We start from the raw sequence: 15,386 nt of genomic DNA on the forward strand, positions 1-15,386 counted from the left end.
AAACAAGAAAATGTCAGTAGTAGGATCATTAAACAATCAAAAACAAAGTTTCGATTCGGGTAACGATACAATCGTTGTTCCTAAAGTTTTAGAAACAGTAATTGGAGGTCGCACATTGGACACGACCGATTACGCTCCAGAGGTTATACCTGCTGGGCATGTTGTAATCAAAGAAGATGCAACAGGAAACCACAAGCCAATGCCTGTAAATGGTGTGGCTTACGCATCTATGCCAGCTAATCATACTGTAGTAGGGGTAGTTATTTCCACTGTAGACACAAAGAAACCATTTGTTGGTATTTGTGTTAGAGGTACAGTAAATGAGGCAGCGTCTTTATACCCGCCAACATCGGCAATCAAATCGGCATTGCCATTAATTCGTTTCATTAAAGAATAATCAGTAAATGGAAAAATCAATTTTTATACATCTAAAAGACTGGTTCGGTAGAATCGTTGGGAGATTATCTGTTTTTACTAACGGAAAATTAGAAAATGAAGAGCAAGAATATCTTCATAAAAGAATGCTTTCGGAGGAGCACTCTGCGGACTTAAAATGGGGAAGTTCAACTTATAACGGGTCGATTGTAAAAGCCGATATCGTGGCTATGGATTCGGAACTTGCATTGAAAAAACAAGATTCTTTATCAACCGCATCTGGAGATATTCCAAAGCAAGGTATGATGTTTAAGCTTACAGAAAAGCAATTATCCGATATCGATACTATGATTGCCAAAGGGTTTGAAATGGTTAATATCGTGAAAAAGGTTTTTGAACAAGTTAAAAAATCAATACTGGGTATTCATGAAAACAATGAATATATGTTTTTACAAGCTCTATCAACAGGGCAAACTTTATTAGAGGATAAAGATAACGTTGGTTTAGGTATTCGAGTTGACTTCGGTTTTCAGGATAAGCGTAAACATAACGCCTCGAAGCCTTGGAGTGATCCAACAGCCAAAGTTGTTGACGATATCAATAGAGTTTTAAAAGCTGCTAAGTCTGAAGGGATTTCTTACAAGGTTATTATGTTAGATGATACCACATTGGGTTATTTACGTGAAAATGAACAAGTAAAAAATCATTTTGCATTTGTTAAGGGTATTGTTGCTGAGGGAGGAGTTGTTCCAACTTTAAGTGAAGAACAGTTGATGAATTTTATTTCTTTAAACTTTAAATTAAAGGTGATTATTGTTGATCGTACGGTTATTTCAGAGAAAAATGGAATAAGAACTATTTTAACTCCTTGGGAATCTGGAATCATTACATTCCTACAAAGTGAAAAAGTTGGGCGTTTAGTTTATGGAACTCTAGCGGAAGAAACTCGTAAAAATCCGTCAATATCATATCAAAAGGCCGGGGCTTATATCATGGTCAAAAAATGGTCTGAGAATAAACCCTTTTCAGAGTGGACTTCATCGGAGGCTTTGTGTTTGCCGGTAATTGATAACGGGGCATTCATCTCATTACTTGATACTAAGATTGCCAATGTTGAGGATACTCAAACAGAAGGCGATGCAAATTTCGCTTATGATGGTAAAAATTATACTAAAGCTTCGGTAGTTGCTGCAATTAAAATCGTAAACCCAACTTCTACGGTAACTGTTGCGACTAAGGATTCAGCATTAGCAACAATCATCAATAAATTCAACGAAGAACAAATTGCAGTATTTGAGGCAAACATAACTTTAGCAACATAATGTATTCTGAAAGTAGCATAGTATTAATAAGTAAAAGAGTTGGTTGGAGTATTCCAACTGACTCTTTATCTTCTGTTGAAATTTCAGAAGAAAACCAAACTGCTACTTCTGGAAGGTATGTGAACTCTTTTCACCAATTAGCTAACTTAGAAAACATCTTTTTTACAATCAATGAAAATCAGACTGGAGAAGAAACATTTAATATTTTTCTTGAAGCAATGCGAAAACAAGCTGCGATTGAAGTCTTAAACAAAATTCTTGACCAACATGAAGATTACGATTTTGAAAAGGATTATGATTCAATCGTTAATAAATATCAATCGTTATTTGATGAGCCATTAGGTTATTTATTAGCAATAAAAGCTATTGAATTGTTTGTTAGTTCTAATCGAAGTAATGCTGTTGAACGCAATTCAAAACTTAGTTTTCAAATGCTTAAAGTGGAACTGGAAGGTGTTCGAAACGACAACGGACATTTAATTTCAGAGGGCTTAAATTCAAAGTTTCATACTTCGATTAAAAAGGCTCAAAAGAAAATATTTCCTAGACAAATTCAAATAATAAGTGATAAAGTATGGTAGAATATGGAATTGATATTGAAATTGAAAAGATTCGAAAACATCTTTTAAAACACTTGAATTGGTTAGGTGTTGAAATGTTTGGAAGAGCTTATAAAAATGTTTCAAAAGACGGAAAATTAATTCCAGAAGTTTACATCGGAAAAGGAGAATATAGGGAAGTTCTTACTAATGATTTAAAATCAGTTACTGTTTTCTTCATAGATTCTGATAAGCATACCAAAGTGAATTCGCTTGAAATGCAAACCGATTTAACCGTTTTTTTCATTGTTGATTTAGTTAAGCTTAAAGGAAATAACCATTCAAGATTAGATGCATTGGTTCAACAAGAGGTACTATCAACATTAAAACAAACTACTCAATTTGAAATTTCAGAGCTTTCAAAAGGTTTAGATACCTTGAAAGAATTTGATACTTCAAAAATTAAATTAAGTGATATGCAACCCTATCACGTTTTTTCGATTACAGGTAAAATAAAATATAAAATTAATAATTGTTAAGCATGAACAGACCATACGTGGAGTGTCACGAAAACAAAACAGGCTTTAGAAATACTGGAGCTAAAAAGCAATGTGTGTTAGGTAAAACTGTAAAGTTTGCATTTGGTATTCCAGGATTCAAATTTGCTTCTATTGAAGATGCAAAAGACGAAACAAAATGGAATGAAGCAATCGCACAAAAGAAAATATTTCCATTGTTTGATGCGGAAGAATATGCCGTTGCAGATACAGAACCAACTTATTGGGAAGGAGAAAACACAAGAATTGAAACATCAAAAGGCAAAAAGATTCGAACATTCCGTTCAATTTTAAGCTTATGTTCCTACTTTGCTTTAAAATCATTTGATGGGCAAGAAGGACAGATTTTTGAGTTTACAAATGATCCTGGTGTAAAAGGAATTGTAAATGAAGATGGAACAGTTAAAGGGCAAACAGCGACATTAAATGTAGGGCGTTTACAAGATTCAACAGGCGATATGCCACAAAATGCTGTAGTGACAGTTAACTACAAGGATTTTAACGAAAGAGAAAATTCAGGTGCCGATTTAAAAACGGATTGGTCCCATTTAGAATTGTTCGGAATCTTTGATGCACATTTAGAATTAGTTTCTGCTTCTGCAACTCAAATAAAAGTAAAAGTTAGAACAGGTTGCGGTGCCGGGGATGAATTGATTACTACTTTACAAAGTGGAGATTTAGAAGTTAGAAGTGCTGCTGGAGCTTTAGTTACAACAACCTTTGTAGAAGCAGATTCACAAGGAATTTACACTTTGACGGGAACTGCATTTGCAACAAATCATACGGTTGCTTTAGCGGGAGTTGTGTCTATTGATAATCAACATTACGAAAGTCCAGAACCTTTAAAAGTTACCATTTCCTAATGCGTAAGTACAAAGGGATAACATTTGCAGAGGGCATTACCATGTCCTTTGCAGATTTTAAAGAGCAATATTCCGATTTAGAAATCTTTAAAAATATCCCAGAAGAAAACAGAGAATCGGAGTTAAAGAAAGCTTATAAGATTGCAACTCATGGCAACATTAAAACAAGCGTTAAACCTAGCGAAGAAACTAGAAACAAGTAAAATTGAATCTCTGCTATTTAGAATCATCAAGCAACTTCAAAAAGAAATCATTCAAAAAAATCAAGAGCAATTAGGCGCTGGAAAAGATGTTTATAATAAAACCATTGGACTTTATTCCAAAGCTACAGAAGCTATCACCACTCATGATTATTTCACAGGTAAACGGAAGGATATTAAAAAAGCCGGTACACCTTATACAGCTCAAGATACTGGGGATTTCTTTAAAGGTTTTTACTTAGATATTCAAGGCGATGCTTTTAGGATTTTTTCAAAGGACCCAAAAACACACGAGATTTTAGATTCTTGGGGTAGTGAGTCAATTTTCGGACTTTCCGATAATGATTTAAGGGAGATTGTAACAAAGGACATTCTCCCTTTTTTATTAAAAAACATTAGAAATATTTTAGAATTATGATACACGATACATTAGATTATCTTCCAGTTAAAACATTCTTTAAAATACAACAAACAGGAAATTTTAAGCTATTAGCAACAGCAGAAGAAAATATTTCTGAAAAAGATTTAGAAGTTCTATTTGATAAATTGTCAGATGAATTTCAAGAATTAAATGCTGAAGATAATTCAGTAAGAAATTTTATGCTTTTAAAGGAAATTTCACATTTAGAAGCGAAGTTAAAAACTGCCATGTGCGGAATTGAAATATTAAGATTTGAAGCAAATAATTCTGTTATGATTGCCTTATGTGAATTATTAAATCTGAACATAAGAACAAATCGAACAGATTACTACTATAAGGATTTAGACAGAGCTGAAAGTAAAGCTAGATTGATTAATAAATCCATTGAAAAGCTTCGTGACCAACTACCTAAGAAAGACCAAACTAAATCCGACTCTATAGATGATACACTTGCTGCAATTTCAATGATAACAGGAGTTTCATTTGATTTTAATATGCTTAGTTGCACAGCTTACGCTGCATTAATTAAACAAACCAAGCAAAAGGTTAAAGCTCAAGAAGAAAGTTTAAATAAATTAAAAAACAAGTAGTATGGCATCGGGTGACGGAGTAATTACAAGAAAAGACATTATTACCGATGAGGCTTTAGCTTTTGGTAAAGAATATCGTAAAAATGTAGATGAAGCTATAAAGGCTAATGATGAATTAATTAATCAATTTAAAACTTTATTAAAAATCACCACTGAATATCGTAAGGCTCAAAATACAGGTGATTACAGAGAACAAAAAGCTAAAGAACAAAAAGTAAATCAAGATATATTAAACTTGATTAAAGAAATGGAGCAAGCAGAAAGAGCTCTTGAACGCATAAAACAAGAAAAACTTCGTACAGAAAAAGAAATGTACAAAGTGGCTCAGGAAAACGTTAGGCTGTCAAAAATGCAAAATCAAGCTCAAAGACAAAATAAAACTCTGACAATGGAAGAGCGCGTACAACGTCAACTTGCAAACAAAGCTGAAAAGGAAGCTGTTCTCTCTAAAATGGGATTAATCGGGGCTTATCAAAAATTAAATGCACAACGTACAGAGGCAAAAAAGAAACTTCTAGATTTAATTGCTTCTGAAAAAGCTTCTACTTCAGAAATTAAAAAAGCACAACGTGAGTTTGATGTTCTTGATAAGAAAGTTCGTAAAGCTGATCAAGCTGTAGGTGACTTTACAAAGAATGTAGGTAATTATAAATCTGCAGTTGATGGTATAGGAAATTTAACGAGACAATTAGCTGGAGCTTTTGGTTGGGCTGGAGCTATAGCGGGTGCCGCAATGTTAATGAAATCGTTTAAAGATGTGATTTTTGATTTCGATGATGGATTATTAAACGTTTCAAAAACAACAGGTATAGCAGATGAAGAATTAAAAAATCTGGGTGTAAATATTCGCTTACTATCACAAGAACTAAAGGTTGTTCCGATTAATAAACTATTAGAATATGCAACAGTAGCTGGTCAACTAGGTGTAAAAGGGTCTAATAACATTATGATGTTTACTGAATCTTTAGCAAAACTTGAAACAGCATCAAATATTACAGGAGAAGAAGGAGGTGCTGAAATAGCACGAATGCTGACATTAATTGATGGCGGAGTTCAGAATGTTAAAGATTTTGGAGATGAAATTGTTCATTTAGGAAACAATTTCGCAGCGACTGAAAAAGAGATTCTTTCTAATGCTACTTCTATTGCTCAAAACGTTTCTGTGTACAAGACAGGACGACAAGAAGTATTGGCTTTTGGTACAGCTACAAAAGCTGTAGGAATAGAATCTGAACTTGCTGGTTCTAAGATAGGTAAAGCAATGAAATTTCTAGAAGCTAGCATTCGTACAGGTGAAAACATTTCTGCTGTAATGCAATTAACAGGAATGTCAGTTGATGAATTAAAAGTAAAATTCAAAGAAGATTCAGGAGGTGTTTTATTCAAATTTATTGAAGGATTAAACGGTATTGATAAAGCTGGGGGGTCTGTTATTGGAACATTAAATGAGCTAGGTATTAAAGAAGAACGTCAAGAACGAGTTCTTTCTTCTCTAGCAACTGGAGGTTTCGAAACTTTAAAACGTGCAATGTACGATGTTAAAGATGCAGCTGGAGCAATGACAGAAGAGTTTGAAACTGCTAGTAGTAAGCTTAAGAACGAAGTGAGTAAAATGGAAGTAGCTTGGGATAATTTCATTTTAGCAATTAATACAAGTGATAATTCAATTGGTAATTTTACAAGAATTTTTTTAAATAGTATAACTTCTATGATTGAAGGCATTACTAGGTTATCTGATTCTTGGAGCGCGATATGGGAGCAATCTTATCAAAAATCTTATGACTTCGCACAAGAATCTGCCAAACTAAATTATACAGATTTTGACAAATTTTCAAATCAAAGAAGAAAGGCAATGTTAGATCGACAAAAATTTGCAAAAGATGAGCAAAACATTTTAAAATCAATTCTAAAAGATGAACAAAAGCTAGAAGAATTAAATAAAAGAAATTGGGCGTCTAAAACTTTAGATGCAGGAATGGCTGTTGACGCAGTAAGTTTAAGAATAGAAGAGTCTAAAAAATCATTAGCTGATGTTAAAGGTAGAATAGATACAATTGATAAAATGTTCGCCGATTTTAAAAATCGTAAAAAAAATAATAACAAAGAAACTACAATAACTGGACTAACTCCGGAAGAAACTGAAGCAGAAAGAAAAAAACGCGAAACTGCCGAAAAAAAAGCTCAAAAGGAAGCTGAAAAAAGAGAAGACGAACGATTGAAAAAATTAAAAGAATCTTACGAAGCTGAAATTGATTTAAAAGTTTGGAAAGCTGATAGTTTAGCAGAAATATACAAAGCTGAATCTATTAATGAAAAAAGCACTCAAGATGAAAGATATAACGCTTTGATTGCTTCACATAAAGCAGAAGAAGAATCTTTAAAGCTTAATGTCGAAAAGCAATTAACTCTTTCGCGCTCATTTCAAAAAGGTAAAGAAGCATTTGTAAAAGATGATTTAAACTACTTAATGTCTCGAAAAGAAGTATTAGAAGGAGTTAATACATTGACTAATGAAGAACTTTTAATTTTAGAAAAATTCTATGCTGCACAAGAAAAGCTTAGAAAGAATAATCAAAAAGGTTTAGAAGATAATGCAGAATTTGAAGCTAAAATAATTGCAGCTAATACTGCCGCTATAATATCAGGAAATGACATAAATAGACTTAAAGAGCTAACGAAAGTTGAAGAAGATTTTAAAAAATTATCTTTTAAAAACAATGAGGAAAGAGTAAAAGCAAACGAGAAGAGAGAACGTGATATTTTAGAAATAAATAGAAAATATGACAAAATAAATACAGAGGATCAAATCAAACAAATGATTCAAACTCTTGAAATTTTAGGTATTGAAAATGAAAAAACAATTGAGCTTAAAAAGAAATTAGCAGATCTTCAAAATCAATTGGTTAAAAATGAAAACGATAACACAAACGATGATGAACTAGAAAAAATAAAAAAGCAAAAAGAAGCTATAGAAAAACTAAGAGAATCTTTAAGTGAATTTTCAAATGGATTTGCTGAAACAATGGGAATGAACGGAAAAGTAGTTGAAGATTTTATAATGGTTGCTTTTGATAGTTTCCAATCTCTTGAAGATAAAATTAAAGCTACGTTTATGTTTATGAAAGAGTTTACTAATTCTATATTTCAGCAACGAATTGATGAAATACAATACGAAATAGATTTAACTCAAGAAAAGCACGATAAAGAGCTTGAAAACTTCACAGGAACAGAATATCAAAAAGAAGCTTTAAGAGTTAAACAAGATGCTGAAATACAAAAATTAGAGGAAAAAAAACGAAAAGAGCGAACTAAACAAGCTAATGCAGAGAAAGCTTTTAATATTGCTCAGGCAGTTTGGAATACCGCAGCCGCAATCATGCAAGCTTATGCTCAATTAGGTCCAATTGGTGGAACAATAGCTGCTGTTTTGGTTGGTACTCTTGGCGCAGTTCAAATCAATCAAATTAAAAATCAGCCAATACCAAAATACAAAACTGGTCGTAAAGGCGGTAAAGAAGAAATTGCAATTGTTGGAGACGGTGGAGTTCATGAGGTCATTGAGCATAAGGATGGCTCTGTGGAGCTTACACCAAAACGAGATACGCTTGTAAAACTATTAGAAGGTGACACCGTTCACGCTTCTTTAGATTTGTATCGAAAATCAAGACGAAACAAAATCAATAATGATATTTATAAAGATAAATTGACTTTCGATTCTTATCATTCGTTAGTTGCAAATGATTATTCTAGCTTGGAAAAGGAAATAATTGTTTTACAGGAAATTCTTAAAAGAAAAAACATGTCTCCAGTTGTAAATGTTCCAAAAGTGGATTTTGCTCATCAGCTATGGCTTGAAAAACAAAAGAACTGGTAAAAGAAAACCACCCGATTGGGTGGTTTTTTGTTATTTCATTTTTACAAACTTTTGAGTCATATCCATTGAATAATTAACCCCTTCCTCGATCTCCTCTTGAGAAATATTTAGATGTAAATTATTCGAATCTAATAGTTTTATAGTAAAGGTATTACCATTTGTAATCGTTAAAGTTAGTTGGTCACCATTTTTAACGTAAGTACCCTCACCAGATTCTTCAGTTGCTGGATTGGTTCCTGATGCTGGATTATAAAGATAATACTCCATAGTATTATCAGCAAAAAATTCATATTGATTAATTAATCCTGTTTGTTTAACTGGAACATCTTTTTCGTCAATCATTGTTTCTCCATCAATAATCATTTTCATGTCAACTTTTTCAAGATCCCATTTCCCTAATAATTCGTTTTGAGGTTGTGGTTGAACTTGATTGTCAGAAGAGTTATCGTCACTTGAACATGAAGTTAAAGTTGTCAGACCTAATGTTAATGCTAGAAGAATTGATTTTAAATTTTTCATAAATGTATTTTAAATTTTTTCAAAAATAACATAAATAACTATTAATTCAAACTTTTTGAAAAAATGAGTGGTCAATAACTGAATGTATTATTAACTAATAGATTAATTCTTAAACAATAAATTAGATAAAAGTATCTTTTTTATAATGGCAAATATATTAACTGAATATAGCGATAGGGTTCGTTATACGCTGCATAACAATACTTACGGAACAATACAAATAACTGATCCGATAGGTTGGGATGAGGACGAAAAAGAATTCTCACGAAATAAAACCTATCACGGGATTTTTACCACACTTTCAAATAGCTTAAAGTTTACTAAAGATGCGAAAGATTTTATAAAGCTAGTTTATGATACTTTAGGAATCAATGCAGATTTACGTTTGGTTAAAGAAACAAAAAATTCAATTACAGATATTTGGGAGCAATCCTATAACGGTTATCTTGATTTATCAACTTTTGAATTAGAAAATAACCAAGTTTCGTGCAAGTTTAATTCTGGTGGATTAGAAAGTATTTTGAAAACTCGAGAAGGAAATGAGGTTGAAATTGATCGCATCGATACGATTGACGAGAAACCAATCGATGCATTGCAAACAGTTGAGTTAGAACTTGCAGGAAGACGAATTTTTCTTGAATCAAAATGGGAAGTTGATTCAATGAATTACTACCAAGAATTAAAGGTCGAAAGTAAGGATGGTAATACAAGAAGTATTTCTGATTCTATTCCTTTAAAATTAATTAAGCAATCTCATGAGGAAGCAGAAAATACATACACTGGGCAAACAGGAGGTGTTTCTAACGCTACAACAACTATGATGTTAATTCGTCCCGTAAATCGACCAAGAGAGTTTGAAATTTCAATTACAAACTTGCTTTTTCAATGTTATTCCATTTATAAATCTGTAGATTGGGGGAGAGCTACAATTTCATTGATTAAATGTAGTGACGGTTCAAATTATAATATAGCACAAAGAATTGAATTGTGGCGAGCTGACTCTGGATATACTAATCCACCAATTTATGGTGGAAATTATGGCGGAATTCAGTCTATCAACATCTATCAAACAATTCAGTTAGACATAAATCAAAGCTTAGGAATTGAAGTGTTACTACATGCTGATTTAAGAAGTGGTGGAGGAACTGGAGTGGTTAAGGCTGATTTTTGGTATAAGTTTACAGAAGGTAAAATAATTATAACTGAAGATTCACACTTTGATAAAACCATTACAAAAGCAGTTAGACCTTTTCATTTAGCGGAACGATTAATTGAAATTGCTACAAACAGAAAGAATGTTTTAAAATCTAAAATTCTTTCTTCCGGAATATTCAGAAACTTACTTGTCACACATGGTTTTTGGATTCGTGGTTTTGATAAAGACTTAGAACAAAATGAGAATGAGGAAGATAACAGATACAAGCCTTTAACGACATCGTTTAAAGACTTTATGACTTCTTTTTCTGCTGTTGCTAATCTAGGAATGGGGATTCAGAGAAACGGACAAAGGGAAGTGATTGTTATTGAAGATTTAAAATATTTCTATAGCAGAAACACAACTATAAGACTACCTTATCAAGTAAAGAATGTTGAGCGGTCAGTTGATAGTTCACGATATTATAGTGCTATAGATATTGGATTTGAAAAAGGTGGTAATTACGAAGAAGCTCAAGGTCTTGATGAATATAATTTAAAAAATAGTTACACGACTTGTATTCATCGTTTAACCAATGTTTATAATGCGCTTTCAAAATACAATGGAGATTCAACGGGTATTGAATTTGCTAGGAGAAAACCTTTTTCAAACTATGCAACAGAAGACACTGATTATGATCAAAATGTTTATTTTATAGATGCGAAACCGATAGGACTCACAAATAATTATACTGTACGTTTATGGCAAGATGATTTTCAGAATCAACCAACTGGAATTTATTCGCCAGAAACTGCATTTAATTTAAGGATTACACCTTTCAATAGTTTAATGCGACATTCTTGGTGTTTTGGAGGAGGATTAACAAAATATCCGACTGATAAAATAAAATATTCCAGCAGTTCAGGAAATAGTAATTTAAAAACAGTTCAAAAAGAAAACGGAAGTATACTAAATTCCAAGTTAGAACGTCCACGATTTGTTCCAGAAATTATAAAGTTTGAACACATTTGTTCAGACACTATTATGAAACAAATTGAAGGTAAAACTGTGATTTTTGGAGAAGAAATTTTAAATGTTTATGGACTAATAGAATTTATAAACGAGAATAATGAAATTGAAAAAGGTTATTTATTGTCTTTAAAACCAAATGGAGTTGGACAATGGGAGCTTTTAAAATATTACAAATAATGGACGAACAACTTACAGAATTATTATTAAATCCGATTGATTCAATCGTTGAAAATAGTTATCTTCAGATTCTACTTACAGACCCTAATTCTGAAAAGAGAACAGCTCATGAATTTTATTTTGTAAAAAACAGAGTAAAACCGAATTCTGTAACTATTTCAGAAAAGCCAGAGCTTACAATGATAAATTTAACAAGAGCGATAAACTTAGATTTACCTCTTGTTTTTAAAGCAGAAGTTTTAGAAGGTTCAAAAGTGAAAATTGGAGTGCTTGATCCAAAATTAGTGATTTCAGATATAATTTCATTTAATCCAGAAACAAGACTCCCTATTTTTGAAAGTCAAATCATTGTTACACCAATTGAAGTATTCGAAATTTTATCTATTACATTTTTAAAGGCAGAAGTTGTCCCATGTTCACAGGTTAAAGTTAGAGTCCGAACTTCTATTGCAATGACATCGTATTGTAGAAGTTTATCTTGTACAGCCGTTAATAGCGCAATTGTTGAGTTTACATCAATAAGAGGTTCACAAATTGCATTTAAAGCGATACGAAATAATGTATCAAGAACAATAAATATAAATATACCTCCCTTATTAAATGAGCCACAAATATCTGTTTTTAACTCACCGTTTGGCGCAACAGCAACAGCAACAACTCAAAATTTTAGTGGATTAACTCTTCAATTTTCTTTAGATAACATTAATTGGCAAGATTCGAATGTTTTTAGCGGGCTTGATGTCGGAAGTTATACCTTATATATAAAAGACCAGTTAGGATGTTTGAAAAGCAAAACATTTACTGTTTTAGAAAATAGTTTTGGAACTAAACCTTATGTGTTTATTTCAAAAGAAAATTCGTTCAGATTTAAAGAACCTGATAGCGACTATTTAAATGACGAAAATCAATTTTTTAATCAAAGTTTTAACGCTATTAATTATTGTTTTGAACAAAATTTTTTGAATAATGATGTTGTTACTACTCAGTTTAAATCAAACTTTCAAAATATTGATATTTTTGTTAGAGATTTAAATTCAAATGAAATATCTCAATTAGTTGTAACCAAAAAGACAAATAACATTGGACTTAAGCAGAAAATGTCAGGTGTTAAAAAATATAAAATATCTAATTTTCAATTTGGAGTTTACTTTGAATCAGGAAGTATCTTAAATTACGATACAAACACACCAGAACAAAACTATACATTAAACGGGTCGCTGCCTATCTGGGCTAAACTTGGAAATTTCATCAATATAGATGGTGCTTTTTATCAAATCAATTCAATTGGTTTTGATGAAAATGTAAATGCTGAAGTTTTGATATTTGATGGCTTTATGTCAAATTTAGAAGAAGAAGTTGTGGCTTCTTGTATTTATAATATTCAAGAATATGAAGTATATGAATTTGATTTAGATTTTAGTTATTTTTCAAATTCAAAAATTCAAATTGAAATTAGAAATACCGATCCTAATTTTGGTGAATACAATTGGACTTCAGAAGTAATTAGATCTTATGTAAATTTAGAAAATCATATTGAGATACGTTATCAAAATTCAACAAATACAAATGTGATTTATTCAACAGATATTCAGCATTTGTTAAGAATCCCATATAATAAAATTAAAGCCGTTGATTCAGATTCTAGTGAAAACTACAATACAGACACAAATACTTATTTATTAGGTTCAAAAATCTATGAAATAACTGAATTTGACTTTATGCCATTACCCCTTGAACTTTGGCGAAAAGTAAAAATAGCTCTGTCTGTTGATACAATTTTCATTGACGGAGTAGGGTATTCGAAAAACGCAGAATTCACCAAAGAAACATTAGGTAGTTCAAATTTATATAAGGTTACAGCACAATTAATAAAGAATGGCTTCATGTTTAATTCTAACATGAATTCAAATGAAATTATAATTGAAAATCCAGTTACAAATATTCCTGGATTGATTGAAAATAATTTAGATGGATTTGTAGGGTATTAAAAAAGGAGCAATTCTGCTCCTTTTCTAAAAATTATTCTTTTATAATTTTATAATCACTTCCATCGTCAAGTTTAAGAATGTAAATTCCTTTTTCAAGATTGTCTAAATTAAGTTCAACTACTTCTTCAATTTCAGAAATAGATTTTCTGAAAACTTCTTTTTGTTGATAGTTGTAGATAATGAAAGTTTTACTTGTAGAATTATTTATAGTCAATTTACTACTTGTTGGATTTGGATGTACAGCAATTATTGGTCTATTTTGTGGCATGATTGGCATTACTAATACATTTTCGCAATGGAATGATAACCCAGGAGTTGTAATTTCATATTGTCCATCATTAGGACCTGGGCCATCAGATGTGATACAACACCAATCAGTCCATTCAGAGCATTGCGATCTCATTCTAAACTTCAAACATTTAGCTCCAACTACTCCAATAAGATCATAGAATGAAATTGAATTTTGATTTGTAGTATAATTGAATACAATACCTGTGATTCCATTTCCAGAGTAATGAGGTATTCTTCCTGGGCAGCAAACTAAATCACCAATAGCTTCAAATTCAAATGGTCCATCTGTACTATTCCAAGAAATAGTATCATTATCAAAATCGATATATGTTTGCATTGGCTGGCATTCAACCTCTTCACATTTTACATCAGGTCCATCAAATGTAGATTCATATGATAAAGTATAAACAAATCCGTTACCAGCTATAAAATTTGCAATTACATTAAATTCAAAATTGCCCGATAGATTTCCAAAATCATTAGGGGAAACTATAAAACAAAATGTTCCGTTAGCGAAATGTATTAATGAATTTGCATCTAAGGTATTAACTACGATACCATTTTGTTTAATTTCTAAGAATATTGAATCTAGTTGTGTCCCCCAAGGCATTGAATATGTTCCACAAACCTTAAATTTTTCATCAGGGCAAGGATACTCCTGATAATCTAATGCAATAGAGCCATAAGGTGGTTCTTCACAAGTATTTTTATTTACAATATTATCTATATACGTTACACCTTTGTCTCCGCCTTTACCACAGTCAGCAGCTATAAATTCTACAAAAATTGTTTGACCTATATATTGATTAGGAATATTTATAGTATGACAGTACCATCCTTTAGTAAAAAATAGATGTCCGTTTTGATTTATCAACAAAGGGTCGTTAGGTTCAGCTATTAAGCAAAATTGCGTATTAGGTATAATATTTTGATTAATATCTAAAAGTCTAGCCGTGAAAAATGGTTGTCTATCAATTCCATGTCCATTAAAATCTGAATCTAATACTGATAAATATTCAAAACTCAAATATGGTTCTTTAGCTTTAAATTTTTTTTTGTATGATGTTATATCTTGTCCCGGAGTATCAATATCATTTAGGCGTAATGCATACTTATTTCCATTTGAACTAACAACATTCTGAAAAATATTATATTGTGCTAGTATTGGTTCATTGGTACCATCAACTACAATTGTTGCTTTTTCGTTATTTAAATTTACTCCAGGAGTTGGAAAAATCGGCATTCCAAACTGGGGGGAAATATTGCAATTAACAATACTAAAAACTTGATTGTTTTGATTTCTAAAGTCAGAAACAGGAATGATATTTGGACCGTTTTCAAAATCTTCTATTACCTGCGAGCTTGCCGAATAGAATTGCCCAAGTGCTAAAAGCACAAGTAATTTTTTAATCATAATGTAAAATTTTAGTTGTTATTTGACTAAAATAATAAAATATTTTGTAATTGTTGTTTTTTAACATAAAAAATTTGTTTTTTATTGGT

General features: G+C 31.5%; 13 protein-coding genes. 11 read left to right on the forward strand and 2 right to left on the reverse strand.

Translation table 11 applies throughout. From position 1 onward, the window contains the following. Positions 1–10 precede the first annotated feature (10 nt). From HW119_RS10040 to HW119_RS10080, 9 genes are read left to right on the forward strand one after another with little or no spacing between them, the layout of a single operon-like run. On the forward strand, positions 11–397 hold the full coding sequence (locus HW119_RS10040) for a hypothetical protein (RefSeq protein WP_177764005.1): 387 nt from the start codon (positions 11–13) through the stop codon (positions 395–397). A 7-nt stretch (positions 398–404) separates the two neighbouring features. After that, complete coding sequence (locus HW119_RS10045; protein WP_177764007.1) at positions 405–1,697, forward strand: major capsid protein; 1,293 nt, start codon at positions 405–407, stop codon at positions 1,695–1,697. After that, positions 1,697–2,278: a hypothetical protein gene (locus tag HW119_RS10050; RefSeq protein ID WP_177764009.1), complete on the forward strand. Its 582-nt coding sequence runs from the start codon at positions 1,697–1,699 to the stop codon at positions 2,276–2,278. The genes HW119_RS10045 and HW119_RS10050 overlap by 1 nt, the downstream gene beginning before the upstream one ends. Further along, positions 2,272–2,775 carry a hypothetical protein gene (locus HW119_RS10055; RefSeq protein ID WP_177764011.1) on the forward strand — a complete coding sequence of 168 codons (504 nt, stop codon included), beginning with the start codon at positions 2,272–2,274 and terminating at the stop codon, positions 2,773–2,775. Before HW119_RS10050 ends, HW119_RS10055 begins: the two co-directional genes overlap by 7 nt. A 2-nt stretch (positions 2,776–2,777) precedes the next feature. Further along, complete coding sequence (locus tag HW119_RS10060) at positions 2,778–3,656, forward strand: hypothetical protein (protein ID WP_177764013.1); 879 nt, start codon at positions 2,778–2,780, stop codon at positions 3,654–3,656. Next, positions 3,656–3,859, forward strand: coding sequence for a hypothetical protein (locus tag HW119_RS10065; protein WP_177764015.1), 204 nt, complete (start codon positions 3,656–3,658; stop codon positions 3,857–3,859). The genes HW119_RS10060 and HW119_RS10065 overlap by 1 nt, the downstream gene beginning before the upstream one ends. Continuing rightward, positions 3,807–4,274 carry a hypothetical protein gene (locus HW119_RS10070; RefSeq protein ID WP_177764017.1) on the forward strand — a complete coding sequence of 156 codons (468 nt, stop codon included), beginning with the start codon at positions 3,807–3,809 and terminating at the stop codon, positions 4,272–4,274. Before HW119_RS10065 ends, HW119_RS10070 begins: the two co-directional genes overlap by 53 nt. After that, positions 4,271–4,867 (forward strand): hypothetical protein, encoded by a 597-nt coding sequence (locus tag HW119_RS10075; protein WP_177764019.1) that lies wholly within the window; start codon positions 4,271–4,273, stop codon positions 4,865–4,867. Before HW119_RS10070 ends, HW119_RS10075 begins: the two co-directional genes overlap by 4 nt. 1 nt (position 4,868) lies before the next feature. Continuing rightward, a complete protein-coding gene (locus HW119_RS10080; RefSeq protein ID WP_177764021.1) occupies positions 4,869–8,741 on the forward strand; it encodes a phage tail tape measure protein in 3,873 nt (1,290 codons plus the stop codon). A 30-nt stretch (positions 8,742–8,771) separates the two neighbouring features. Here HW119_RS10080 and HW119_RS10085 read toward each other — a convergent pair whose 3' ends face one another. Next, positions 8,772–9,260 carry a lipocalin family protein gene (locus HW119_RS10085; protein WP_177764023.1) on the reverse strand — a complete coding sequence of 163 codons (489 nt, stop codon included), beginning with the start codon at positions 9,258–9,260 and terminating at the stop codon, positions 8,772–8,774. 145 nt (positions 9,261–9,405) lie between these two features. On the opposite strand from HW119_RS10085, the gene HW119_RS10090 reads away from it, so the two are divergent. Continuing rightward, the gene (locus HW119_RS10090) at positions 9,406–11,604 is read left to right on the forward strand and encodes a hypothetical protein (protein WP_177764025.1); all 2,199 of its coding nucleotides are present in this window, start codon (positions 9,406–9,408) and stop codon (positions 11,602–11,604) included. Then, positions 11,604–13,592, forward strand: coding sequence for a hypothetical protein (locus HW119_RS10095; RefSeq protein WP_177764027.1), 1,989 nt, complete (start codon positions 11,604–11,606; stop codon positions 13,590–13,592). The genes HW119_RS10090 and HW119_RS10095 overlap by 1 nt, the downstream gene beginning before the upstream one ends. Positions 13,593–13,623: 31 nt before the next feature. On the opposite strand, the gene HW119_RS10100 is transcribed toward HW119_RS10095, so the two are convergent. Then, the gene (locus HW119_RS10100) at positions 13,624–15,297 is read right to left on the reverse strand and encodes a T9SS type A sorting domain-containing protein (RefSeq protein WP_177764029.1); all 1,674 of its coding nucleotides are present in this window, start codon (positions 15,295–15,297) and stop codon (positions 13,624–13,626) included. Positions 15,298–15,386 lie beyond the last annotated feature (89 nt).

It is taken from the genome of Flavobacterium sp. I3-2 (assembly GCF_013389595.1).
Lineage (GTDB): Bacteria > Bacteroidota > Bacteroidia > Flavobacteriales > Flavobacteriaceae > Flavobacterium.